22 protein-coding genes and 1 pseudogene are annotated in these 22,237 nt (G+C 68.1%); 7 read left to right on the plus strand and 16 right to left on the minus strand.

Going from position 1 to position 22,237, the window contains the following annotated elements; all coding sequences use genetic code 11:
• Positions 1 to 87: 87 nt before the first annotated feature.
• The 4 genes and pseudogenes from ACVCMB_RS05215 to ACVCMB_RS05230 form a co-directional block, all read right to left on the minus strand.
• Positions 88 to 1,155, minus strand: a complete 1,068-nt coding sequence (locus ACVCMB_RS05215) for an NAD(P)H-dependent flavin oxidoreductase (protein ID WP_395119255.1) — start codon at positions 1,153 to 1,155, stop codon at positions 88 to 90.
• A 63-nt stretch (positions 1,156 to 1,218) separates the two neighbouring features.
• A pseudogene (locus ACVCMB_RS05220) lies at positions 1,219 to 1,383 on the minus strand (pentapeptide MXKDX repeat protein); the annotation flags it as partial.
• A gap of 120 nt (positions 1,384 to 1,503) precedes the next feature.
• Positions 1,504 to 2,199: a DUF1345 domain-containing protein gene (locus ACVCMB_RS05225; protein ID WP_447106330.1), complete on the minus strand. Its 696-nt coding sequence runs from the start codon at positions 2,197 to 2,199 to the stop codon at positions 1,504 to 1,506.
• A gap of 20 nt (positions 2,200 to 2,219) precedes the next feature.
• On the minus strand, positions 2,220 to 2,495 hold the full coding sequence (locus tag ACVCMB_RS05230; RefSeq protein ID WP_395119258.1) for a GNAT family N-acetyltransferase: 276 nt from the start codon (positions 2,493 to 2,495) through the stop codon (positions 2,220 to 2,222).
• A gap of 141 nt (positions 2,496 to 2,636) precedes the next feature.
• Here ACVCMB_RS05230 and ACVCMB_RS05235 point away from each other — a divergent pair, with 141 nt between their 5' ends.
• Positions 2,637 to 3,062 (plus strand): OsmC family protein, encoded by a 426-nt coding sequence (locus ACVCMB_RS05235; protein ID WP_395119259.1) that lies wholly within the window; start codon positions 2,637 to 2,639, stop codon positions 3,060 to 3,062.
• Position 3,063: 1 nt separating this feature from the next.
• Here the strand turns inward: ACVCMB_RS05235 and ACVCMB_RS05240 are convergent, their stop codons facing one another.
• Positions 3,064 to 4,146 (minus strand): 3-deoxy-7-phosphoheptulonate synthase, encoded by a 1,083-nt coding sequence (locus ACVCMB_RS05240; protein ID WP_395119260.1) that lies wholly within the window; start codon positions 4,144 to 4,146, stop codon positions 3,064 to 3,066.
• Between the two features lie 231 nt (positions 4,147 to 4,377).
• Between ACVCMB_RS05240 and ACVCMB_RS05245 the strand changes: the two genes are divergently transcribed.
• Both ACVCMB_RS05245 and ACVCMB_RS05250 read left to right on the plus strand, forming a co-directional pair.
• Positions 4,378 to 5,313, plus strand: a complete 936-nt coding sequence (locus ACVCMB_RS05245) for an oxygenase MpaB family protein (RefSeq protein WP_447106331.1) — start codon at positions 4,378 to 4,380, stop codon at positions 5,311 to 5,313.
• A 52-nt stretch (positions 5,314 to 5,365) separates the two neighbouring features.
• Entirely contained in the window at positions 5,366 to 7,237 is a 1,872-nt protein-coding gene (locus ACVCMB_RS05250) for a 3'-5' exonuclease (RefSeq protein ID WP_447106332.1), read from the plus strand.
• A gap of 157 nt (positions 7,238 to 7,394) precedes the next feature.
• On the opposite strand, the gene ACVCMB_RS05255 is transcribed toward ACVCMB_RS05250, so the two are convergent.
• Genes ACVCMB_RS05255 through ACVCMB_RS05265 form a run of 3 tightly spaced genes read right to left on the minus strand, consistent with a single transcriptional unit; the run spans position 7,395 to position 10,038 of the window.
• The gene (locus ACVCMB_RS05255) at positions 7,395 to 7,967 is read right to left on the minus strand and encodes a relaxation protein (RefSeq protein WP_447106333.1); all 573 of its coding nucleotides are present in this window, start codon (positions 7,965 to 7,967) and stop codon (positions 7,395 to 7,397) included.
• A 31-nt stretch (positions 7,968 to 7,998) separates the two neighbouring features.
• A complete protein-coding gene (locus ACVCMB_RS05260; RefSeq protein ID WP_447106334.1) occupies positions 7,999 to 9,420 on the minus strand; it encodes a T6SS phospholipase effector Tle1-like catalytic domain-containing protein in 1,422 nt (473 codons plus the stop codon).
• Positions 9,421 to 9,435: 15 nt separating this feature from the next.
• A complete protein-coding gene (locus ACVCMB_RS05265; RefSeq protein ID WP_395119265.1) occupies positions 9,436 to 10,038 on the minus strand; it encodes a hypothetical protein in 603 nt (200 codons plus the stop codon).
• A 208-nt stretch (positions 10,039 to 10,246) separates the two neighbouring features.
• On the opposite strand from ACVCMB_RS05265, the gene ACVCMB_RS05270 reads away from it, so the two are divergent.
• Genes ACVCMB_RS05270 through ACVCMB_RS05280 form a run of 3 tightly spaced genes read left to right on the plus strand, consistent with a single transcriptional unit; the run spans position 10,247 to position 12,422 of the window.
• Positions 10,247 to 10,891 carry a CDP-alcohol phosphatidyltransferase family protein gene (locus ACVCMB_RS05270; RefSeq protein ID WP_447106335.1) on the plus strand — a complete coding sequence of 215 codons (645 nt, stop codon included), beginning with the start codon at positions 10,247 to 10,249 and terminating at the stop codon, positions 10,889 to 10,891.
• Positions 10,888 to 11,487 (plus strand): lysophospholipid acyltransferase family protein, encoded by a 600-nt coding sequence (locus tag ACVCMB_RS05275; RefSeq protein WP_395119267.1) that lies wholly within the window; start codon positions 10,888 to 10,890, stop codon positions 11,485 to 11,487. Before ACVCMB_RS05270 ends, ACVCMB_RS05275 begins: the two co-directional genes overlap by 4 nt.
• A complete protein-coding gene (locus ACVCMB_RS05280; RefSeq protein WP_447106336.1) occupies positions 11,484 to 12,422 on the plus strand; it encodes a phosphatidate cytidylyltransferase in 939 nt (312 codons plus the stop codon). Before ACVCMB_RS05275 ends, ACVCMB_RS05280 begins: the two co-directional genes overlap by 4 nt.
• Before the next feature lie 12 nt (positions 12,423 to 12,434).
• Here the strand turns inward: ACVCMB_RS05280 and nadD are convergent, their stop codons facing one another.
• From nadD to ACVCMB_RS05320, 8 genes are all read right to left on the minus strand, one after another.
• Complete coding sequence (nadD, locus tag ACVCMB_RS05285; protein ID WP_395119269.1) at positions 12,435 to 13,067, minus strand: nicotinate-nucleotide adenylyltransferase; 633 nt, start codon at positions 13,065 to 13,067, stop codon at positions 12,435 to 12,437.
• Positions 13,064 to 14,074, minus strand: a complete 1,011-nt coding sequence (holA, locus tag ACVCMB_RS05290; RefSeq protein ID WP_447106337.1) for a DNA polymerase III subunit delta — start codon at positions 14,072 to 14,074, stop codon at positions 13,064 to 13,066. The genes nadD and holA overlap by 4 nt, the downstream gene beginning before the upstream one ends.
• Complete coding sequence (locus tag ACVCMB_RS05295; protein WP_395119271.1) at positions 14,074 to 14,607, minus strand: LPS-assembly lipoprotein LptE; 534 nt, start codon at positions 14,605 to 14,607, stop codon at positions 14,074 to 14,076. The genes holA and ACVCMB_RS05295 overlap by 1 nt, the downstream gene beginning before the upstream one ends.
• Positions 14,608 to 14,612: 5 nt before the next feature.
• The gene (gene leuS / locus ACVCMB_RS05300; RefSeq protein ID WP_447106338.1) at positions 14,613 to 17,369 is read right to left on the minus strand and encodes a leucine--tRNA ligase; all 2,757 of its coding nucleotides are present in this window, start codon (positions 17,367 to 17,369) and stop codon (positions 14,613 to 14,615) included.
• Positions 17,370 to 17,500: 131 nt separating this feature from the next.
• Positions 17,501 to 18,109, minus strand: coding sequence for a PqiC family protein (locus ACVCMB_RS05305; protein WP_447106339.1), 609 nt, complete (start codon positions 18,107 to 18,109; stop codon positions 17,501 to 17,503).
• Positions 18,106 to 19,794 (minus strand): PqiB family protein, encoded by a 1,689-nt coding sequence (locus ACVCMB_RS05310; RefSeq protein ID WP_447098600.1) that lies wholly within the window; start codon positions 19,792 to 19,794, stop codon positions 18,106 to 18,108. Before ACVCMB_RS05310 ends, ACVCMB_RS05305 begins: the two co-directional genes overlap by 4 nt.
• Positions 19,787 to 20,440, minus strand: a complete 654-nt coding sequence (locus tag ACVCMB_RS05315; protein WP_395119275.1) for a paraquat-inducible protein A — start codon at positions 20,438 to 20,440, stop codon at positions 19,787 to 19,789. The genes ACVCMB_RS05310 and ACVCMB_RS05315 overlap by 8 nt, the downstream gene beginning before the upstream one ends.
• Positions 20,437 to 21,084 (minus strand): paraquat-inducible protein A, encoded by a 648-nt coding sequence (locus ACVCMB_RS05320; protein WP_395119276.1) that lies wholly within the window; start codon positions 21,082 to 21,084, stop codon positions 20,437 to 20,439. Before ACVCMB_RS05320 ends, ACVCMB_RS05315 begins: the two co-directional genes overlap by 4 nt.
• 119 nt (positions 21,085 to 21,203) lie before the next feature.
• On the opposite strand from ACVCMB_RS05320, the gene trxA reads away from it, so the two are divergent.
• Positions 21,204 to 22,073: a thioredoxin gene (gene trxA / locus ACVCMB_RS05325; protein WP_447100115.1), complete on the plus strand. Its 870-nt coding sequence runs from the start codon at positions 21,204 to 21,206 to the stop codon at positions 22,071 to 22,073.
• The last annotated feature ends 164 nt before the right edge of the window (positions 22,074 to 22,237 follow it).

A 22,237-nucleotide genomic window follows, 5' to 3' on the forward strand; every position in this document is an offset into this window, starting at 1 on the left:
TGCAGGATCGCCGCGCAAAATGGCGCGGGCGCAGTATAACCGCCCAGCCGTGACGGCAAGTCAAGCCGGCCGCCCAGGCCGCGGCCATCAATGTGCGAGCGACCTTTTCGCCATCCGGTACTCGTGCATCAGCCGCGCCACCAGTTCGGCGGCCGGTTGCGGGCGCACCATGGCGGCGGCCTGGCCGCACCACTCGGACAGCAGGTCGCCACGCCCGGCCGCCGCCGCGGCGCGACGCAGCGGCGCGGTGAGCGCGTTCAGCACCGGATACGGCAGGCCCTGCGCCGCCTGCGGCATCGCCTCGACGAAACGGTTGCGCAGGCCACGGGCGGCGCGGCCGGAGAAGCTGCGGATGGTGGCGACCTGATGCTCCTCGACCCGTGGCAAGTCCTGCTTCCAGGCCTCCGCCGCCGGACATTCCGGACAGGCGAGGAAGGCGGTGCCGAGCTGGCTGGCCGCCGCGCCGAGCACTTCCGCCGCCAGCATGCCGCGGCCGTCCATGATGCCGCCGGCGGCGATCACCGGGATGTTCACCGCGCGCGCGGCCAGCGGCAGCAGGGCGAACAGGCCGATCATGGCGTCCTCGGGCTCATGCAGGAAGGTGCCGCGGTGACCGCCTGCCTCGGCGCCCTGCAGCGACACGGCGTCGGCACCGGCATCGGCCCAGGCACGCGCCTCGGCGACCGTGGTGGCCGTACCGATCACGACGATGTCGCGTCGGCGCAATTCGCGCCGCTGGGCCGGATCGATCACCCCGAACGCGAAACTCGCCACCGCGGGACGCGCCTCGCACAGCGCGGCGAACTGTTCGGAGAAACGTGGCGCCCAGCGCGCCGGCACGCGGGTGCGCACGTCGAGCCCTTCGCGCGCCATCAGCGCGTCGAGCTGTTCGCGCGCCCTGGCCACCGCTGCCATGTCGGCCTCGAACTCGTCCGGCAGCACGAACAGGCCGATCGCATACGGCCGATCGCCCAGCGCGCGGATCTGCGCCGCCTGGTCCAGGATCGCCTGCGGCTCCAGGTAGCCGGCACCGAGCGAACCCAGCGCCCCGGCGTTCGATACCGCGGCCACCAGCGCGGGCGACGTCGACCCGGCCATCGGTGCCTGGATCAACGGATGCTCGATGCCGAGCCGGCTGGCGAACGACGCGCTCATGCATGATGGCCTGCGGCGGAAATGATCCCAGTATCCACCGCCGCCGCAGGCAACTGAAGCCGGTCAGCCGCCGAAGCCGATCGCCTCCTTCCTCATCGCATCCCCCTTCATGGCGTTCTGCTTCATCGCGTCGTGCTTCATCGATCCGCGCTTCATGGCATCGTGCGGCATCGCGCTGCCGGAGCTGGCAGCCATCGCGTCCAGGGCAAACGCCTTGCTGGCGACAAGGGCAAAGGCAAAGGCGCGCGTTCATCGGTCATTCCCCGGGGAAAAGGCAAGAAGGGATGAAGCGGTCATGCCGCTCCACGCTCCCTTTGCCGCGAACCGAGGCCGGGTTGCCCGGCCCGATCAGCTCCCCTGCCCGGCCACGATATTCACCGTGATCGCGATGATGAACACGTTGAAGAAAAACGCGATCACGCTGTGCAGCAGCACCACGCGGCGCAGGTAGGGGCTGGTGATCTGCACGTCGGAGACCTGGAAGGTCATGCCGATGACGATCGAGAAATAGGCGAAATCCCAGTAGTCGGGTTTCGGCGTGTCGGGAAACTCCAGGCCGGCATGCTTGTCGCCGAAGTTGCCGTAGTAGCCGTGGGCGTAATGCACCGCGAACATCACGCTGAGGAACAGCCAGCTCAGCACCACGCTGAGCACGCCGACGGCCAGCTCCGGCACCCCGCCGCTCCTGGCCGCGTGCAGTTCGTCACCCAGCGCCGCCAGCACCACCGCCGACAGCAGCACGCCGCCCCACAGCACGCCCCAGCGCCCGGTATCCAGCGCCTGCGCCTGGCGCCGCATGTGGCTGGGCGTGGCGTGGTTGAACAGCCTGGCCAGGATGCCGAGGTAGACCACCGCGGCCAGGTCGAAACCGAGCAGCACCGCGCTGGCCAGGCGCAGACCGAATCCCCACGACAGCACCGCGACCGACGCCACGAAAAGGACCAGCGACAGGATCAGCCACGGGCGCCCCGCCACGAAACGCCACGGCCGCCAGCCACGCGGCCGGACTGGAGTCGGCTCCGGCAGTGCCGAGGGTTTTCCCATGCATGCCTCCGCGTCAGGAGTTAGCCGAGCAGGTCGTGATATTCGGGATGCCGCTGCACCCACGCGGCAGCATAGGAGCATGCCGGCACCACCTGCCAGCCTTCCGCACGCGCAGCCTCCATCGCCGCCTGCACCAGCGCCGAGGCGATGCCGCGACCGCCCACCTCGGGCGGCACGCCAGTGTGGGTGATCGTCATCACGGTGCCGGCCAGGCTGTAGTCGAGCACGCAGTGCGCGCCATCCACCTCGGTGTGGAAGCGGTGCGCCTTGCGATCGTGCTGGATGGACAGTGGCATGGGTGCTCCTGACGGTCGGGCAAACCGCGAGCATACGGCGCGCGAGGGGCAACCGCATGTGAACCGAAATGCCCGCTTCATTCGCGCCGGCTGCATGAAGCTTCGTGCAGCATGGGTGCTTGTCCGCACAGGAGAACCCCGATGAAGAAATCCGCATTCGCCCACTGGTCCGGCGGCATCAAGGACGGCCAGGGCACGATCTCGACCGAGACCGGCGTGCTGCGCGAGGCGCCCTACGGCTTCAAGTCGCGGTTCGAGGATGGCCCCGGCACGAACCCGGAGGAACTCATCGGCGCAGCACATGCCGGCTGCTACTCGATGGCGCTGTCGCTGGGCCTGGGCAACGCCGGGCTCACCGCCACCGGCATCGACACCAAGGCGGTGGTGACGCTGGAGAAGGACGGCGACGGTTTCACGATCACGGCGGTGCACCTCAGCTGCGAGGCGAAGGTGCCCGGCGCCGACGCGGACACGTTCGCCCGGATCGCCGAGGCGACCAAGCTGGGCTGCCCGGTATCCAAGGTGCTGAAGGCCGAGATCACGCTGGACGCGCGCCTGCTCGGCTGACTCAGGCGGCGGCTTCCGCCGGAAGCGCGGCAACAGTGCGGCGGCGCTGCCGCACTGCCCGCGCCAGCCGCTGCAGCACCTGCACGGAATCCTCCCAGCCGAGGCAGCCGTCGGTGATGCTCTGGCCGTAGCGCAGCGGCTGGCCGGGCTGCAGCTCCTGCCGACCGCCGAGCAGGTGGCTTTCCACCATCACGCCGAGGATGCGCGTTTCGCCGGCGGCGATGCGCACGGCGAGGTCTTCGATCACCCGCGGCTGGTTCTCCGGGTTCTTGCCGCTGTTGGCGTGGCTGGCATCGATCATCACCTGCGGGCGCAGGCCGGCCTTGTCGATCGCCGCACAGGCGGCCTCGACGCTGGCTGCGTCGAAGTTGGGCGCCTTGCCGCCGCGCAGGATCACGTGGCAGTCGCCGTTGCCGCTGGTGCTGGCCACGGCGGCCCGGCCGTCCTTGGTCACCGCCATGAAATGGTGCGGCTGCGACGCGGCCTGCACCGCGTCCACCGCGATCTTCACGTTGCCGTCGGTGCCGTTCTTGAAGCCGACCGGGCAGGACAGCCCCGAAGCCAGCTCGCGGTGCACCTGGCTCTCGGTGGTGCGCGCGCCGATCGCGCCCCACGCCACCAGGTCAGCGATGTATTGCGGCGTGATCATGTCGAGGAACTCGGTGCCGGCCGGCACACCCAGCGTGTTGATGTCACGCAGCAGGCCGCGGGCAAGGCGCAGCCCCTTGTCGATGCGAAAGCTGCCGTCGAGGTCGGGGTCGTTGATCAGCCCCTTCCAGCCGACGGTGGTGCGCGGCTTCTCGAAATACACCCGCATCACGATCTCCAGCGCGTCGCCCAGTTCGCGGCGCAGCGGCGCCAACCGTGCGGCGTACTCCAGCGCCGCGCGGGGGTCGTGGATCGAGCACGGGCCGATCACCACGGCGAGGCGGTCGTCGCTGCCGCAAAGCATGCCGTGCATGGCGCGGCGCGCGGCATCCACGGTGGCCATCGCGGCGTCGCCGGCGGCGCAGTCGCGCATGATCTCGGCCGGCGTGCCGAGGGGGGTGATGGCGCGGATGCGCAGGTCGTCGGTGGCGTGCATGGCGGCTCTCCTGGGGATATTCAGGTGGCGGCCAAAAAAAAACCGCCATGGATTGGCGGTTCGGTGTGGTTTTTCGATCAGTTCAAAACGATCGCGTCCGCGCCGCCGCCGTTGGCTTCGGGTAGCCGTAAAACCAGAAATACAGGCGGGCGGTGATGGAGGACATGGCGCCATTGATAACACAATGGACGTCCAAATCAAACCTTCGCGTCCAGGCGATAGACTGCAGGCATGCCCTCGCCCATCGACGTGCTGCGCCAACCGATCCGCCACTGGGTGCTGCGCGCCTTCCCGCGCGCCGGCTCCGACGGCCCCGACTACGACCATCCGCACGGCGATCCGGGCCTGTTCGGGCCGCACAGCGCCACCTGGCGCGTGCACTCGGATTTCCCCGGCATGCTGGCCGGCGGCCTCGCCGCGCTGACCCTGCAGACGCTGCACCCGCTGGCGCTGGCCGGAGTCTGGGACCATTCCAATTTCCGCGGCGACCTGATCGGACGGCTGCGTCGCACCACGGCCTTCGTCGGGGGCACCACCTATGCGCCGCGTGCGCAGGCCGAGGCGACGATCGCGCACGTGCGGATGATCCACGGCCACGTCACCGGGCACGGCGAAGGCGGACGGCCATACAGCGCCGACGATCCCGACCTGCTGACCTGGGTCCACGTCAGCGAGGCGTACTGCTTTTTGCAGGGCTACCGCCGCTACAGCCACATCGCGATGCCGCCCGGTGCTGCCGACCGCTACTACGACGAGGTGCGGCGGATCGCCGAGGCGCTTGGCGCGCGCGACGTGCCGGCGTCCGAACGCGAGACCATGGATTATTTCCGCCGCATCCAGCCCGAACTGGCCTTTACCGAACGCTCCCGCATCGTGCTCGGCCTGCTCGCGCGGGTGCGGCTGCCGGTGCCGGCGGCCGCGCTGTCGCGCGACCTGTTCCTGCGTGCCGGTCATGCCCTGCTGCCGGATTGGGCGCTCGCGGCGCTCGGCCACACGCCTCGGCAACAGCGCCAGGCGCGACTGGCCGCGCGTGCGCTGTGGTCGATCGCGCCGGTGTTCCGCGCCGCCCTGCAGGACGGCATCGCCAGCCGCGCGTGTCGGCGGGTGGACGTGGCGCCGGAGCAGTTGTCGCACTGGACGCAGCTCCACGCCGTCAATCAGCATTGACAGCGCCACCCTATCGGCTAACGTCACCCGGTGACGTCAGCCAGGGGCGCCTGTGGCAACACTCATCCCAACCCGCAACAGCTGCCTGCCGCGCATGACCGGCGGCGAGAAGCGTGTCTCCGAACGGCTGGAACAGAAGCTGGAGGACGACTACCTGCTCTGGTACGACGTGCCGGTCGGGCTCAAGCAGCGCCATCCGGACTTCGTGGTGTTCCACCCGCGCCGCGGCCTGCTGGTGCTGGAGGTGAAGGACTGGAAGGCCGACACCATCCGCCACGCCGACAGCACCCAGTTCACCCTGGTCACCGAGCGCGGCCTGGTGAAGGAGAACAACCCGCTGCTGCAGGCGCGCGCATATGCGCTGGAGATCGGCGTGGTGCTGGAGCGCGACCCGGCGCTGCGCCACCCGCAAGGCTCACGCCACGCCGGCAAGCTGATCATGCCGTGGGGCTGGGGCGTGGTGCTGGCCAACATCACCCGCAAGCAGTTCGACGAGGGCGGCCTGGGCGAGGTACTGCCCGAGCACCTGGTGATCTGTCGCGACGAGTTGTACGAGACGGTCGACGCCGAGGCGTTCCAGCAGCAGCTGTGGGCGATGTTCCCGCAGGTGTATCCGGTGGCGCTGACCCTGCCGCAGATCGACCGCGTGCGCTGGCACCTGTTCCCCGAATTGCGCGTGGAAGCCGGCAGCGGCCAGTTCGGCCTGTTCGGGCCCACCGATGCCGCGGTGCGGCCGCTGGAAATCCCCGACCTGGTCAAGGTGATGGACGCCCAGCAGGAGCAACTGGCACGCTCGATCGGCGGCGAGCACCGGATCATCCACGGCGTGGCCGGTTCCGGCAAGACGATGATCCTCGGCTTCCGCGCGATGCAGCTGGCGCGCGAGATGTCCAAGCCGATCCTGGTGCTCTGCTACAACAAGACGCTGGCCGCGCGGCTGGAACAACTGATCGGCGAGCGCGGTCTCGGCGAAAAAGTGCAGGTCTACAACTTCCACAAGTGGTGCCGGAAGATGCTTGTGGCCTACAACGAGCCGCTGCCGCCAGGCAGCGGCAAAGCCTTCGTCGAGGCGTTGCCGCCGGCGGTGATCTCGGGCGTCGATCGCGGGCAGATCCCGCGCGCCCAATACGGCGCCGTGCTGGTCGACGAGGGTCACGACTTCGAGCCGGACTGGTACAAGCTGATCGTGCAGATGATCGACCCGGCCACCAACTCGCTGCTGGTGCTGTACGACGACGCGCAGAACATCTACGGCCATGCCGACCGCCGCAAGATCAGCTGGAAGAGCCTTGGCGTGCAGGCGCAGGGCCGCACCACCATCCTCAAGCTCAACTATCGCAACACGCTGGAAATCCTCTCGGTCGCCCGCGCGTTCGCCCAGGACCTGCTTGCCTCGCGCAGCGACGACGATGACGGCGTACCGCTGATCGCGCCGGAAAGCGCCGGCCGCCGCGGCGCCGTGCCCGAGCTGGTGCGCACCGAGACCGCCCGCGCGCAGATGGATGTGCTGATCGCCCGGCTGCGCGACGAGCATGCACATGGCCGCCCGTATTCCGACATGGCGGTGATCTACCGCAACCAGTGGGAAGGCGAAAGGCTGCACGAAGCACTCAGGCAGCTCGGCATCCCCAGCCGCCTCGCCGACAACGCCGGCAAGCAGGCCCTGTTCGTGGTCGAGGACAGCGTGAAGCTGGTGACCATGCACTCCAGCAAAGGCCTGGAGTTTCCCTTCGTCATCATCCCCGGCATCGGCGGCCTGCCCAAGGAAGGCCAGGCCGAAGCCGACGAGGCGCGCCTGCTCTACGTCGCGATGACCCGCGCCACCGAACACCTGCTGCTGATCCACCACGACGACTCGGTGTTCTCCAAGCGCATCCGCGACTCGATCAACGAAGTGCAGGGTCAGCTGAAAGACACGCCGTAAGCCAGCGCCCCTCTTTCGCGTGAACCCGCCCGCGAGCGATGCTTTCGGGGTCCGGATTCGGTATCTGCAAGAGCGAGAGCATCGCCCACGAGCGAGCTCACAAGGGGCGTCGCAGCCATCGGTGGCCGGCCCGAGAAGTTGAAAAACTCACAAGCTCTCAGCGTGGCTTGACCGGCAGATATTGCCGCCGCTCGCCATGGCGCGCGCCGCGGGTGTCCACGTTCGCGCACAGCGTGCCGCTGTCGCACAAGGTCACGTCGGCGCCGTTGTAGGCTTTCAGCAACTCGGCGGAAAGCTGGTTCTCGCGAATCACGCGGGTGTAATGCGTCGACAACCACACGCTGCCGGCCAGCAACAAGGCGAACGCCAGCACGACGGCGCCGAGGGTTTTCCATATCAACTGGCGATGCAGCCGTTGCAGGTGACCGATCTGTCCGGCCAGCGCCTGTGCAGTCTTTTCCACATCGCCGCTCGCCGAATCCAGACGCTGGCGATAATCGCCGATCGACGAGCCAAGGCCCTCGCGCATCAGCGAACTCATCTCGGCCGGCAAAGTCTGCAACGCACCATCGGCAGAGGTCTTGACTACCGCCGGCAGTTGCAGCGCCAGTCCCTGCAGCGCATCGGCCAGAGCTTGCAGGCGCGAGTCGATGGCGGCGCCGCGGCGCTCGTAATGCACCATCAGCGTCGCGGTCTTGTCGATCAAGGCGGTCAATTCGTCCTCTTGCATGGTGTCGCTCCTTGATGCCAATCGATCGTGTTCAGCGCTGCAGCACGGGTTCCGGAACGGGTTGCAGCCGCGGTGGCGCGGGCATCGCCTGCTGCTGCGCCGCGTGCTGCTCCAGCCAGCCCGCCTGCATCGCGGCGCGCTCGAGCAGCCGGCGGCCAGCGTCACCATCGGCCAGCGTGCGGTTTTCGCGGCTGAACGTCGCCCAGTCGTTTGCCTGTCCGGCCGCCAGCAGGCGGTCGAGCCGTGCCGACAAATCGTCGGCTGGCGTCTTCCATGCCGACTCGGGCGTTACCGTCCGGGCCCCTGCCTGCACCGGCTGCCGTTCAAACTGCCGGCTCAGCACTTCGTCGCGGGGCTCGGCGTTGTACGGATCGCTCACCTTGCCAGCTTCGTGCTTTGGCACCAGCAGCTCGTTGTAGCCCTCGGGACGGAGTCGGTCGACCTCGCGGCCGAGTCGATAGATCAGCATGCCGTCCTCCGATCGATGCACCACGTTCAGGCGCGGGTCGCCGGGTACCGCCTGCAGCGTGAGGAACGGCTGATCGCTGAGGGCGTTGAGGTAATCGCTCATCAGGTTCTCGCTGCGGATGGCCAGGCCATCCCGGTGATAGCTGCCCCCGACGTCCGAATGCACCCCGGCCACGATCACGCCCAGGAAGCGACCATCCGGCGTCATGCCCGGATCGATGATGCGATCGGACTTGAACAACCCGCGCCGCTCGTCCGCGGAAATGATCTGGAATCCGAAAATCACCGACGGCGGCAGGCGCCGGTCGTGTTCGCGCACCGGCTCGCCGGTACCTACCGGATCGAACAGGCCCACCACCTGTGCCACCTGGCCGGGGGCGACCAGGGGAGGCCTGCCGTATTCGACGTGGGTTATCTGGCCGTGCCGGTCGCGGATATAGATCGCACCTGAAGGGTCTTGAATGCCCCGCTCATGAACCAATCGCGCGAACCCGGCAGCTTGTTCCGAGCCGCGGCTGAAACCAATATCGGCCACGCGGATTTCAGCCTCGGGATCCTTCTGCTTCCACTGCCAAGCCTTGTCGATGAGCTGCTTGTACACCTGCTCGATGCGTTCGTCGTAGGTATTGCCGTTGATGCCATCCAGCGTGCGCCCAAGATAATGATCCTGCGTGCCTGGGCCCGGAACATAACCAGCCGCAATTTGCTTGTTTCCCTGTTTGGCCAACATATCGACTTGCGCGTTGATCCTGGCCACATTGGTCGCATGCTGTGGGTCCTTGAAAACATCGTTACCGGTACCGTCGAACGCCGCCAGGAACAAATGCTCGTGAGGGTTGCATTCGTGCACCAACACCGGAGCCTGGAACCTCGACAACGCAGCGGCAGCGTCGACGTAACTTTGCAGCCGCTGTGCGTCCGCCGCATAGTACGGCACGCCATCATCGAGAATACCGTCCTTGTCCAGCCTGTCCTCCTGGCTCATTCCCTTGCCCCTCGATCAATAGGTGCGCGTCCAGACCAGAAACAGATCGTCGCGCGCGCTGCTGTACTTGTTCCCCGGTATCTGCTCCGTCCTGGTGGGAACAAGCATCTTCATGTAGACGTCGATGGTGCGGTCGTTTACCACCAGAATAATTCCGGGTTCGCCAGCCACGGGGCCACGGAAGAAATCAGCCATGTCCGCCTTGGGCACTTTGTGCCAGATCAACTGATTCTTGAAGATTGCAGCCATGTCCACCTTGGCCTCATGCGGAATGCCATCCAATGACTTCCAACGCACTTCTGCAGGTGCCGGAAAGTTGTCGATGCCCAGGTACGACGCATCCAGATTGGCTTGGTAGTCCCCCGCGGGCGGCGGCCCGGAAACCACCTCGGGATCCCGCTCGGATCCAGACCCGGTGTGATCGAAGTTGTCGTAGATAACGTGGCAGCCTGTCGCGTTGTAGCAATAAGCCCCGAAACTGTGCTTTGCAAACCGCAACGGCACCGCAAGCGTCTCCGGCGGCGGCTGGATCTTCGTGGACTGGGTGGTCATGGCGGGGTGGCATCCTGTCATCAGGGCGGCGGCAATCGCCAGCAAGGGAAGTGCGCCGTGGCGCATGGGCTTCCGTCGATGCATCGGGCTCTCCTGCCTCGGTCTGCAAACGTCATGGAATGTACGGTGCCTTCGGCGCGATGCGCAACGCGCAGGCCGGGGAAATGCCGAATCGATCGGACTTTGCAGCGGAGGCCCACAACGCGGCGGGGCTTGCGCCCACGGCATCGGCGATTGATACACTGCAAGCTCGATTCGCGCGCGGGGCGCGACCATGGATGAACACGAGGCCGGCATGAAGGAAACCGATCGACGACCCATCGCCGCGCGCAGCAGTGCCTGGGCGAAAGCCGTCACCCGCGCGCTGGTACGCACCTCGATCACGCCCAACCAGATCTCCTGCGTCAGCGTGGTGTTCGCATTGTCGGGTGCTGCCGCCCTGCTGGTGCTGGCCGACCCGTTCGGCAAATTGCTGTGCGCGGCAGCCATCGTGCTGCGGCTGCTTTGCAACATGTTCGACGGCATGGTCGCGGTCGAGGGTGGCAAGGGTTCGCCGGCCGGCGCGCTGTTCAACGAGATACCGGACCGGCTGGCCGATTCGCTGTTCCTGGTCGCTCTCGGCTACGCCGCCGGGCTGCCGTGGCTGGGCTGGCTGTGCGCCCTGCTGGCCGCGCTCACCGCCTATGTGCGGGTGCTGGGCGGTTCGCTGGGGCTGGTGCAGGACTTTCGCGGGCCGATGGCCAAGCCGCACCGCATGTGGCTGCTGGTGGCGACGTTGCTGCTTGCCGCGCTGCTGCCCGCATGGAGTCGCGAACTGCTGCTGGGCGGCGCGCTGGTGATCGCCGCAGGCGCGGCGCTGACCTGCATCACGCGCAGTCGCGCGATTGCCCTGCGGCTACGCACTGAAGACGGCGCATGATTACCTCGCACGTCCTCGTCGGCCTGGTGCGGCTGCTGGTGGGCGCGCACGCGCGCTGGATCGGCTGCGAACCTTCGCCTGCGCAGCGGATCTACTTCGCCAACCACGCCAGCCACCTCGATGCACTGGCCCTGTGGTCAGCCCTGCCGCCGAGCTTGCGCGCCCTCACGCGTCCGGTGGCGGCGCGTGATTACTGGGGCCGGGGCGGCATCCGCGGTTTCATCGCCGACCACGGTTTTCGCGCCGTCTACATCGAGCGCGACCGCAGTCGCTGCGAGGGCGATCCGCTGCAGCCGCTGCGCGACGCGCTGGATACTGGCGAGTCGCTGATCATTTTCCCGGAGGGCACGCGCAGCCAGCAGCCGCTGCCGCAACCGTTCAAGGCCGGGCTGTTCCATCTGGCGCGCGATTACCCGCAGGCAGAGCTGGTGCCGGTCTACCTGGATTCGCTGCACCGGAGCATGCCCAAGGGCAGCCTGCTGCCGGTGCCGCTGACCTGCGTGGTGCGCTTCGGCGAAACCATGCGATTGCGGGCGAACGAAGACAAGGACGATTTCCTCAGGCGCGCCCACGCGGCGGTGGTGGCACTGGCATGACGGCACAGCAGAAGTTCTGGTGGGTGATGGGCGGCATCCTGGCGCTGTTGCTGCTGGCCAGCGCGATCGGTGGCTGGCTGGGACGGCGGGCGGCGCCGGACAAGCGCGAGGTGATCGACAACCTCAACGCCCGCATCCGCGCCTGGTGGTGGATGGTCGCGCTGCTGTGCGCCTGCTTCGTGCTGGGCCGCGTCGCCACCCTGGTGTTCTTTGCGCTGGCCTCGTTCTTCGCGCTGCGCGAGTTCGCCACGCTCACGCCGACCCGCCGCGGCGATCACCTGCCGCTGGTGCTGTGTTTCTATGTGGCGATACCGCTGCAGTACTGGCTGATCGGCATCGACTGGTACGGGCTGTTCGCGATCTGCATTCCGGTGTACGGCTTCCTGCTGTTGCCGGCGATCACCGCGCTCAGCGGCGATACCGAGAATTTCCTGGAGCGCACCACCAAGATCCAGTGGGGACTGATGCTCACGGTGTACTGCGTGAGCTACGCGCCAGCGGTACTGCTGCTGCACATTCCCGGCTATCAGGGGCAGAGCCTGCTGCTGATGCTGTACCTGCTGCTGGTGGTGCAGATCAGCGACGTGCTGCAGTACGTGTTCGGCAAGCTGTTCGGCCGACACAAGCTGGCCCCTCGGGTGAGTCCGTCCAAGACCGTCGAGGGCCTGGTCGGCGGCGGCCTTTCGGCCATCGCCATCGGCGCCTGCCTGTGGTGGATCACGCCGTTCACGTTCTGGGGTTCAGCCGGCATGTCGCTGGTGATCGTGCTGGCCGGCTTCCTCGGCGGACTGGCGCTGTCGGCGGTCAAGCGCAGCATCGGCGCGAAGGACTGGGGCAGCATGATCGAGGGCCACGGCGGCATCCTCGACCGGCTCGACTCGGTCACCTTCGCCGCGCCGATCTTCTTCCACATCGTGCACTATGCATTCATGTGATCCGGGGCCGGATCAGCGGCGATAGGGCGCAAGCAGCCCGGCCGAATCGAACAGCCCCGCCGGCAGCAGGTAGCGCGGATCGCGGCCGGCGGCCAGCAACTGGCGGATGCGGGTGGCGGAAATCTCCAGCGGGGTGACCGCCAGCTCGATCACGCAACCGGCTGGCGCCAGCCGCAACGCCGCGGCGTCGTCCGCCCGGCGGCCGGCGAGTTCCCGGTGCAACGCTTCCGGCAGCGGGGCCTGTTCACCCGGACGGCTGAGCACGCCAATGTGCGCCAGCTCGAACAGCCGCTGCCACTCGTGCCAGCCGGGCAAGCCGGCGAACGCGTCGGCGCCGAGCAGCAAAACCAGCGGACGATCACCCTGCTCGGCGCGCAAGCCGGCCAACGTGTCGACCGTGTAGGACGCGCCCTCGCGGGCCAGCTCGCGCCCATCCGGGATCAGCCGCGATTGGCCGCGCAGCGCCACCTGCAGCATCGCCAGCCGCTGCGCCGCGCTGGCGATCGGCGGCGGGCGATGCGGCGGCAGCCCCGCCGGCATCATCAGCACCTCGGCATCGAGCAGTTCGGCGGCTTCCCACGCCACGCACAGATGGCCGAGGTGGATCGGATCGAAGGTGCCGCCAAAAATCGCCAGCGGTTTCACGCGAGCGCCTTCGCGGCGCGCGGCTCGGCAATGGCCGCGATCAGCCGTTCGGCTTCCAGCCACGGATCGCCCTGCTCGCGGCCCTTGGCCATGCGGTCGATGCGCGCGGCACGCGCCAGGCATTGCAGCCAGTGTTCGCGCGGCGCACGGCGCAATGCCTGGCGGAACATCTGCTCGCGCGATTGCCACAGGCGCTCGGCCTTGGCCTGCGCGGCGAAGTTCTGCGCATTGGCCAGACGCAGCGCCAGCTGCAGCTGGTTGACCAGCCAGCCCATCAGCGCGATCAGCTCGTCTCCTTCGGAGCGCAACCCGGCCAGCACGCGCAGCGCGCGCGCACCGTCGCCGGACAAGGCGGCGTCGGTGAGCTTGAATACGTCGTAACGGGCGCTGTCGGCGACGAGGCTCTCCATCTCGGTCGCGTCGATGCGGCCTTCACCATGCAATACCGCCAGCTTGTCGACCTCCTGCGCCGCCGCCAGCAGGTTGCCCTCGACCCGCTCGGCCAGCAACGCCACCGCGTCGGCACTGGCGCTGAGTCCGCGGGAAGCCAGCCGCGCACCGACCCAGGCGTTCCACTCGTGCGGCCGCGGCGCATTGAACACCACCATGCTGTGGCTGGCGTCGAGCTTCTTGCTCCAGGCGCCGTCGTGCTTGCTGCTCCACTCCATCGCGGTGATCAGCAAGGTGACGTCCGGCGGCGGGTCGGCGCAGAACGCGGTGATCGCCTTGGCGCCTTCGATGCCGGGGCGACCGGTCGGCAGGCGCAGGTCGATCAGCCGGCGGCTGGCGAACAGCGACATGCTGGCGCCGGCGCGGGCGACGTCATCCCAGTCGAAATGCTGGCCGACCTCGAGCACCTCGCGCTCGCCGTAACCCAGTCGCCGTGCCTGCGCGCGCAAGGCGTCGGCGGCCTCCAGCACCAGCAGTTCCTCGCCGGCCAGCAGGTAGACGGCGTCGAGTCGATCCGCCGCCAGCGCCTTCGACCACTGGTTCGGGTTGAGCGGCATCAGCGCACGCTGGACGCCGCGGCGGGAGAATGGGCGGCGGCCTGCAGGCGGAACATGATCGCCTGCACCATGTCGTCATCGAGGCTCTTCTGGATCTGCTCGACCTGCGAGGCGCTGCCCACCGTGTTGCCGGCGTCGTAGCTGAACTCGCGCGACATGTTGATGGTCTGCAGCGGCACCAGGATCTGCCCGCTTGCGTCGGTGACGCCGAACCTGACCGTGTAGTGGATCGCGAACTCGCTGATGCGCGCGTAGCCACCGGAGGTGAGCGTGTCGGTGTTGAAGGCGGCGGTGGGTACGGCAAGCTCGGCGATGCCGGGGCCGGGCGCGTCTTCGACGGCAACGCCGGCGCGTTCCAGCGCGAGGGTCAGCTGGCGCTGGAAATTGCTGCCGCCGTGGGCGTCCAGATGCACCCGCTGCATGGCCGCGGGCAGGTTGGCGTTCTGACGCAGATGGAAGCCGCAGGCAGTCAGCGCCAGCGCGGCGAGCAGCAGCGACAGCAGGCGAATCCGACGCGCGTTGATGAAGCCCATGGTTGTCATCCTGCGACGATGTTGACGATCTTGCCGGGCACCACGATGACCTTGCGCACCGTCATGCCCTCGAGGAACTGCCTGACCTGCGGCTGCGCCCGGGCCAATGCCTCGGCCTCGTCCTTGCCGGCGTTGACCGGCAGCTCGATGGTACCGCGCAGCTTGCCGTTGACCTGCACCGCCAGCGTCGCGGTGTCGCGCACCAGCGCGACGGGATCGACTCGCGGCCACGGCTGGTCCTCCAGCACCGCGACCGGGTGGCCGAGCACCTGCCACAGCGCGTGGCAGACATGCGGCACCACCGGATTGAGCAGCAGCACCATCGTCTCCAGTGCCTCGTGGCGCACGGCGCGGCCCTGCTCGCTGGCGTCGTTGAACTTGCCCAGCGCGTTGAGCAGCTCCATCAGTGCGGCGATCGCGGTGTTGAACGCGTGGCGCCGGCCGATGTCGTCGCTGACTTTCTGGATGGTCTCGTGCAACTGGCGGCGCATGGCCTTCTGCGCGGCATCCAGTGCCGCCGGGTCCACCAGCGCATGGTCGGGGCCGCCGGCGTGGGCGGTCACCTCGCGCCAGAAGCGCTTGAGGAAACGCGCCATGCCCTCGACGCCGGCCTCGTTCCACTCCAGCGACTGCTCCGGCGGCGCGGCGAACATGGAGAACAGACGCACCGTGTCGGCACCGTACTTGGCCACCATCGACTGCGGATCGACGCCGTTGTTCTTCGACTTGGACATCTTCTCGATGCCGCCGATCCGCACCGGCCGTCCGTCGGACTTGAGCCGCGCGCCGGTGACGCGGCCGTGGTCGTCGCGCTGCACCTCCACGTCGGCCGGGTTGAACCATTCCCTGGAGCCGTCGGCGTTCTCGCGGTAGAACGTCTCGGCGATCACCATGCCCTGGCACAGCAGGTTGGTGGCCGGTTCGTCGGTGGCCACCAGGCCTTCGTCGCGCAGCAGCTTGTGATAGAAGCGGAAATACAGCAGGTGCAGGATGGCGTGCTCGATGCCGCCGATGTACTGGTCCACGGGCAGCCAGTAGTTGGCGCGGTCGTCGACCTGGGTGGCCGCGCCGGGCGAGGTGTAGCGCGCGTAGTACCAGCTCGACTCCATGAAGGTGTCGAAGGTGTCGGTCTCGCGCTCGGCGGCGCCGCCGCAATTCGGGCAGGTGGTCTGGCGCCAGGCCGGGTCGGCCTTGATCGGCGACTGCACGCCGGAGAAGGCGACGTCCTCGGGCAGCAGCACCGGCAGTTGGTCTTCCGGCACCGGCACGTCGCCGCACGCCGCGCAGCGGATCACCGGGATCGGGCAGCCCCAGTAGCGCTGGCGGCTCACGCCCCAGTCGCGCAGGCGCCAGTTGACCCGGCGCGCGCCGCAGCCGGCGCGCTCGAAGCGCGTGGCCAGCGCGTCGAACGCATGGGCGAAATCCATGCCGTCGTACTCGCCGGAATTGACCAGGGTGCCGCGCGCGGTCCAGGCCGCCTCCTCCATGATGCGGCGCTCGAACTCCTGCACCACGCGCAGCGGCGCGGAGACATCCTGCGCATGGATGTCGCGGCCTTCCAGCGCGGCCAGCATCGCGTCGCTGCCCACGCCCAGCGCCAGCTCGTGGCGGATCTGTTTCAGCGCATCGAGCACCGACTCGTCGACGATCACCATCCTGATCGGCAGGCTGTACTTCTGCGCGAATTCCCAGTCGCGCTGGTCGTGTCCCGGCACTGCCATCACCGCGCCGGTGCCGTAGCCCATCAGCACGAAATTGGCCACCCAGATCGGCACGCGCTCGCCGCTGATCGGGTGGATCGCGCACAGGCCGGTGTCCATGCCGCGCTTGTCCTGGGTCTCCAGTTCGGCCTCGGACACGCCGCCGTGCTTCAGCTCGGCGATGAAGGCGGCCAGCTTCGGATTGTCCTGCGCCGCGCGCTGCGCCAGCGGGTGCTCGGCGGCGATCGAGAGGAAGGTCACCCCCATCAACGTGTCGGGGCGGGTGGTGAACACGCTCAGCGGTTCGCCCTCGCCGTCCAGCGCGAAGCGGATCTCCAGCCCCTCGCTGCGGCCCAGCCAGTTGCGCTGCATGGTCTTGACCGCATCGGGCCAGCCCGGCAGCGCGTCCAGGCCGTCAAGCAGTTCCTGCGCGTAGTCGGTGATCTTCAGGAACCACTGCGGGATCTCGCGCTTCTCCACCAGCGCGCCGGTGCGCCAGCCGCAACCGTCGATCACCTGTTCGTTGGCCAGCACGGTCTGGTCCACCGGGTCCCAGTTCACCACCGCGTTCTTGCGGTAGGCCAGGCCCTTCTTCATCAGCCGGGTGAACATGCGCTGCTCGTGCACGTAGTAGTCCGGCCGGCAGGTGGCGAACTCGCGCGACCAGTCGAACGCGTAGCCCATCGCCTGCATCTGCGCGCGCATGTGCTCGATGTTGGCGTAGGTCCACTTGGCCGGCGCGGTCTTGTGCTTGATCGCGGCGTTCTCCGCCGGCAGGCCGAATGCGTCCCAGCCCATCGGCTGCAGCACGTTCTTGCCCTGCATGCGCTGGAAGCGGCTGATCACGTCACCGATGGTGTAGTTGCGCACATGCCCCATGTGCAGCGCGCCGGACGGGTACGGCAGCATCGACAGGCAGTAGAACTTGGCCCGGCCGGACTGTTCCTTCACCTCGTAGGCGCGCTGCGCATTCCAGTACTGCTGCGCGGCAGCCTCCACCGCTTGCGGGCGGTAGGCGGTTTCGTCGGTGTCGGCAGCGGTCGGGGCTTGATTGTCCTGCATGATTTCGGAAGGCCATGATGCGGTGGGTGCGCACCGGATCGAACCGGCGGCGGTGAACGGGTCAGACTAGCCCAGCGCGGGGTTTCCGCCAAGGCCGGCACCGTTCCGGCATTCACGCAGGAGCGGCCGACTCAGCCTTCCGGGCAGGCGGCCGGCTGGCCGGATGCCAGCGCGCGCGCCACTCCCGCCATCTGTTCCGCCAGCTGATCCAGCGCCTGCTGGTGGCCCTGCACCAGGGCGTCGTAGCCCGGCCCCACGGCTTCGCGGATGCGGCTGCTGCATGCCTGCGTGGCCAGCTTGCCGTCGTGGCGCCAGCGCAGTTGCCAGGCTGCCTCGATCAACGCGTGATCGCCCGGCTGCGAATCGAAGCGGCGCACGTCCAGACTCACCTGCAACAGCGGCTTGCCGCTGGCCGCCATGCCGCCCACGTCACGGCCCGGCAAGGCGCGAGTCAGGTCGGCGGCCAGCGCGCCGCGCACCTCGTCGGCCAACGGCGCGATCCAGCGCTCGCCCTCCAGCAGGGCCACGCTCTGGCCGCCCTGGCGCACGACCAGTTGCGGCCGGTCGACCTGCGCCGGCACGTTGACGGTGAGCACCTCGAACGCAATCGCGGTCGCCGACTCGGCCACCGGTGCCGCCGATCCGGGCAGCAAGGTGTAGTAGTGCAGCGGTGCCGAGGCACAGGCCGCGAGCAAGGCTGCGGCGGTGACCGCCAGCAACGCGATGGCATTACGCATCATGGCTTGTGCTCCTGTGCCGGGGCCGGTTCCGGTGCGGGCGGCGTGGCAGGTCGGTCGTCGGGGCGGCGCCCGCGCAGCAGGGCTTCGGGATGACCGCTGAGGTAATCCGACAGCACGCGCAGCGAACGCGACATGCGCTGTACCTGCTCCAGCGTGGCGCCGAGATTGCGTTGCAGCGGCGAATCGTCCGACAGCGCCGCATCGGCGGTGCCCATGGTTTTCTGCACGCCGTGCAAGGTCTCGGTGAAGGCCGGCAAGGTCTTGCCGTTGACCTGCTTCAAGGTGGTGTCGAGCCCGGCCAGCACCTGGTCGACATGTTTGCCGATGCTGTCGAACGGCACCTTGTCGAGCTTGTCGACGATCTCCGCCAGTTGCTCCTGCAGTTTGTCGAAACTGCCCGGCGCGGTGGGGATGGTGAGCGGCTTGGCGGCCGGGTCGAAGTCGACCTTGGTGGCGTGCGGCACGAAATCCAGCGCCACGTAAAGCTGCCCGGTGAGCAGGTTGCCGGTGCGCGCCTGTGCGCGTAGCCCGTGCGCGATCAACCCGCCCATCATGCGCGCCAGGTCCGGAGCATGGCCGTTGGCCCTGGCCATCGCTTCCAGCTTGTCGTAGGCGGCACCGAGGCGCTCAGGGTAGACCACCGCGCCCACCAGCACCGGGAATTTCTGCGTCTTCTCGTCGTAGTCCAGGCGCACCGAGACGACCTTGCCGATGTTGATGCCGAGGAACTCCACCGGCGCATCCACCGCGAGCCCGCGCACCGACTGTTCGAAGCGCATGCGCAGGTAGTGCGGCTCGCCGTCGGGCGGCGCCATCGCGGTGGTGCGGTCGCCGAACAGTTTGAAGCTGGTGTCCTCCGGTGCCGGCGTGCTGTCGTGGGGACCGGGCGGGTCCTGGAAGGCCACGCCGCCGGCCAGCACCGCGGCCATCGACTGGGTATTGAGCTTCAGCCCGTTCGCGCCGAGCGAGAGATCCACCCCGCTGGCATTCCAGAAGCGGCTGGAGCGGCTGACGAAACGGTCGTTCGGGCCGTCGATGAAGACGTGCAGCGACACGCCCTTGCCGTCCTTGTCCAGCGTGTACGAGGCCACCCGCCCGACCTGGATGCGCCGGTAATAGACCGGCGAGCCGACATCCAGCGAGCCGAGGTCCTCGCTGTGCAGGACGAAGCTGCGGCCCAGCTCGCCGTGGCGCACCGCCGGCGGCGCTTCCAGGCCATCGAAGTGCTCCTGCTGCTCGTCCGACTCGCCCACGTCGGCGCCGATGAAGGCGCCGGAAAACAGCGTGTCGATGCCGGACACGCCGCCCAGCCCGATGCGCGGGCGCACCACCCAGTAGCGCGTGCCCTTGGTGGCGAAACCCTCGGCGCTCTTCTCCAGCGCCACCGACACCAGCACGTGGCTGCGGTCGGGGCTGAGCCGGATCTTCTTGACCCGCCCGATCACCACGTTCTTGTATTTGACCGGCGTCTTGCCGGCGTCCAGCCCCTCGGCGCTCTGCAGGCTGATCACGACCTGCGGGCCGGTCTGCAGCCAGTTGTGGATCACCAGCGAAAGCCCCACCAGCGCCGCCAGCGCGGGCACCAGCCAGATCAGCGACTCCTTGAAGCGGCGCTGCTCCACCACCGGCCGCGGCAGGGCGTCGGGCGCGGGCGGACCGGGTTCGACGCGGGTGTCTTCAGTCATCGGTGTTCCTGCCATCCCAGATCAAGCGCGGATCGAAACTCATCGAGGCGAGCATGGTGAGCACCACGGTCAGCCCGAAGAAAATGACGCCGGGCAGCGGCTCGACCCGACTCAGCACGTTGAAGCGCACCAGCGCCGTCAGCAGCGCTACCACGAACACGTCCAGCATCGACCAGTAGCCGATGAACTCCACCAGCCGATACAGCCTGGCCCGCTGCGGTCGCGCCCAGTCGCTGCCACGCTGGCTGCTCACCAACAGCATGCCCAGCGAGAGAAACTTCAACATCGGCACCACGATGCTGGCCAGGAAAACGATGATCGCCAGGTCCACCGAGCCATTCGTCCACAATTCGACCACGCCGCTGATGATGGTGTTGTCGTCGACGTCGTTGAGGCTGGCCGTGCGCATGATCGGCAGCACGTTGGCCGGAATGTACAGGATGAAACCGGCGATCAGCAGCGCCCAGGTGCGCGCGTAGCTGTTGGTCTTGCGCCGGCGCAACGTGGAACCGCAGCGCGGGCAGGCCATCGCGTCGCCCACGCCGTCGCCGTCGAGCTTCGCGTTGCCGGCCACGTTGCGGCACACCAGCCCGCACATGCGGCAGCCGATCAGGCCCAGGTCGACGGCACGAGGCAGCGCGCTCACGGCTTCGGCTCCGGCGTCTGCTCCCACAGCTGGCGCATGTCCACGCCGGCGAAAATGGTGATCAGCAACGTCAACGCGCCATAGGCGTAGATGCCCGGGTCGGCCACCACCTCGAAGTAGGTGTGCGCCTTGACGATCGCCACCAGCGCACCCAGCACGAACACTTCGCTCATCGTCCACGGGCCGATCCGGTGCAGGGCCACCATCAGCGGGGCAAAGCCGGGCGCACGCCGGCCCATGCGGGCGAACCACAGCAGCCAGCCCATCACCATCATCTTCGTCATCGGGAAAAAGAACAGCGTGCCCGCCGCCAATACGGCGACCACCTGGGCGCCCTGCTCCCACATCGTGACGATCATGCCCCACAGCGTGGTGGCGCTGAACTGGCCGTTCAGGCCGAGCGTGAAGATCGGCCAGATGTTGGCCTGCACGAACACGATCATGGCGGTGAGGATCAGCGCCAGCAGCGCATTGACCGACAGCGCGCGATGGCGATCCAGCTCCGCGCCGCAACGCACGCAGCGGGCGACCTCGCCCCGCGCGAGCGGACGCCGCCGATAGACGGTGTCGCAGTGTTCGCAGATCAGCAGCGCATCGGACGAACGCGCATGCAGGCAATCGGTGTTTCGTACGGCGGTGGCCATCGGGGGATTCTCGCAAATCTTTCGTGAATGCGCGCGCGAGCGCAGGCCGCGCGTCCGCTGCTTGATATGCTGGGCATCGCCCTGATCTGGGCATCCACAACCCGCCGCCGGAGCTTTCCGTGACCGATACCACCCGCGCCAGCCACGTCTTCGACATCGACCAGCAGACCTTCGAGACCGAGGTGCTGCAGGCGTCGATGGACACGCCGATCCTGGTCGACTTCTGGGCCGCATGGTGCGAACCGTGCAAATCGCTGGGGCCGATCCTGGAAAAGCTGGCCGCCGAGTTCAACGGCGCGTTCCGGCTCGGCAAGGTCGATGTCGACGCGCAGCAGGAGCTGGCGGGGATGTTCGGCATCAAGAGCATCCCCACGGTGATGCTGGTCAGCCAGGGCCAGGTCGTCGACGGCTTCGCCGGCGCACTGCCCGAGCGCCAGCTGCGCGAGTTCCTCAGCCGCCACGTGCAGGCCCTCGAAGGCGACGAGGGCGACATCGCCGACGACGACGCTCCCGCCGAAACGCCCGAGGCGGCGATCAACCGCATCCAGCAGGCGATCGCCGCCGAGCCGGCCAAGGCCGAGCTCAAGCTCGACCTGGCGCTGGCGCTGATGCGTGCAGGCCAGGCCGATGCCGCCAGCGCCGAACTCGACGCCCTGCCCGCCAACCTCGCCACCGACGCGCGCGCCCAGCGCCTGCGCAGCGAACTGGAACTGGCCCGCGCCGCCGCGGCCGCCCCTGCAGCAGACACATTGCAACAGCGCATCGAGGCCAACCCGGAAGATTGGGAAGCACGCGACCTGCTCGGCCTGCGCCTGCTGCAGGAAGGCGACGCCGAAGCCGGCCTCGACCAGTTTCTCGCCATCCTGCAAAAGGCCCGCGACTGGAACGACGGCCAGGCGAAGAAGCGCCTGCTCGCTGCCTTCGCCACGCTGGACGACGCCGAGCTGGTCGGGCGTTACCGGCGACGAATGGCCTCGATGCTGTTCTGAGGCCGATCATCCCCCTCGCAGGAGCCCGCTTGCGGGCGATGCCCTTAAGCTTTTGCAAATCCCGAATCCCGAATCCCGGCGCAAGCGCATCGCCCGCGAGCGTGCTCCTGCGTGTTCATCGGGGTGCGCACCCGTTCCATACCGTTACGTATGTTCGGGTAGGA

Source organism: Rhodanobacter sp. UC4443_H10 (assembly GCF_052978325.1).

Bases quoted from the DNA above. Each gene is read 5' to 3' on its own strand.
- ACVCMB_RS05275 (WP_395119267.1), top strand. From the start codon at position 10,888: ATGATTACCTCGCACGTCCTCGTCGGCCTGGTGCGGCTGCTGGTGGGC.
- ACVCMB_RS05305 (WP_447106339.1), bottom strand. From the start codon at position 18,109: ATGATGCGTAATGCCATCGCGTTGCTGGCGGTCACCGCCGCAGCCTTG.
- ACVCMB_RS05260 (WP_447106334.1), bottom strand. From the start codon at position 9,420: ATGAGCCAGGAGGACAGGCTGGACAAGGACGGTATTCTCGATGATGGC.
- ACVCMB_RS05255 (WP_447106333.1), bottom strand. From the start codon at position 7,967: ATGCAAGAGGACGAATTGACCGCCTTGATCGACAAGACCGCGACGCTG.
- ACVCMB_RS05215 (WP_395119255.1), bottom strand. From the start codon at position 1,155: ATGAGCGCGTCGTTCGCCAGCCGGCTCGGCATCGAGCATCCGTTGATC.
- leuS (WP_447106338.1), bottom strand. From the start codon at position 17,369: ATGCAGGACAATCAAGCCCCGACCGCTGCCGACACCGACGAAACCGCC.
- ACVCMB_RS05310 (WP_447098600.1), bottom strand. From the start codon at position 19,794: ATGACTGAAGACACCCGCGTCGAACCCGGTCCGCCCGCGCCCGACGCC.
- ACVCMB_RS05280 (WP_447106336.1), top strand. From the start codon at position 11,484: ATGACGGCACAGCAGAAGTTCTGGTGGGTGATGGGCGGCATCCTGGCG.
- holA (WP_447106337.1), bottom strand. From the start codon at position 14,074: ATGCCGCTCAACCCGAACCAGTGGTCGAAGGCGCTGGCGGCGGATCGA.
- ACVCMB_RS05265 (WP_395119265.1), bottom strand. From the start codon at position 10,038: ATGCGCCACGGCGCACTTCCCTTGCTGGCGATTGCCGCCGCCCTGATG.
- ACVCMB_RS05230 (WP_395119258.1), bottom strand. From the start codon at position 2,495: ATGCCACTGTCCATCCAGCACGATCGCAAGGCGCACCGCTTCCACACC.
- ACVCMB_RS05295 (WP_395119271.1), bottom strand. From the start codon at position 14,607: ATGGGCTTCATCAACGCGCGTCGGATTCGCCTGCTGTCGCTGCTGCTC.
- ACVCMB_RS05245 (WP_447106331.1), top strand. From the start codon at position 4,378: ATGCCCTCGCCCATCGACGTGCTGCGCCAACCGATCCGCCACTGGGTG.
- ACVCMB_RS05225 (WP_447106330.1), bottom strand. From the start codon at position 2,199: ATGGGAAAACCCTCGGCACTGCCGGAGCCGACTCCAGTCCGGCCGCGT.
- ACVCMB_RS05320 (WP_395119276.1), bottom strand. From the start codon at position 21,084: ATGGCCACCGCCGTACGAAACACCGATTGCCTGCATGCGCGTTCGTCC.
- ACVCMB_RS05240 (WP_395119260.1), bottom strand. From the start codon at position 4,146: ATGCACGCCACCGACGACCTGCGCATCCGCGCCATCACCCCCCTCGGC.
- ACVCMB_RS05235 (WP_395119259.1), top strand. From the start codon at position 2,637: ATGAAGAAATCCGCATTCGCCCACTGGTCCGGCGGCATCAAGGACGGC.
- ACVCMB_RS05270 (WP_447106335.1), top strand. From the start codon at position 10,247: ATGGATGAACACGAGGCCGGCATGAAGGAAACCGATCGACGACCCATC.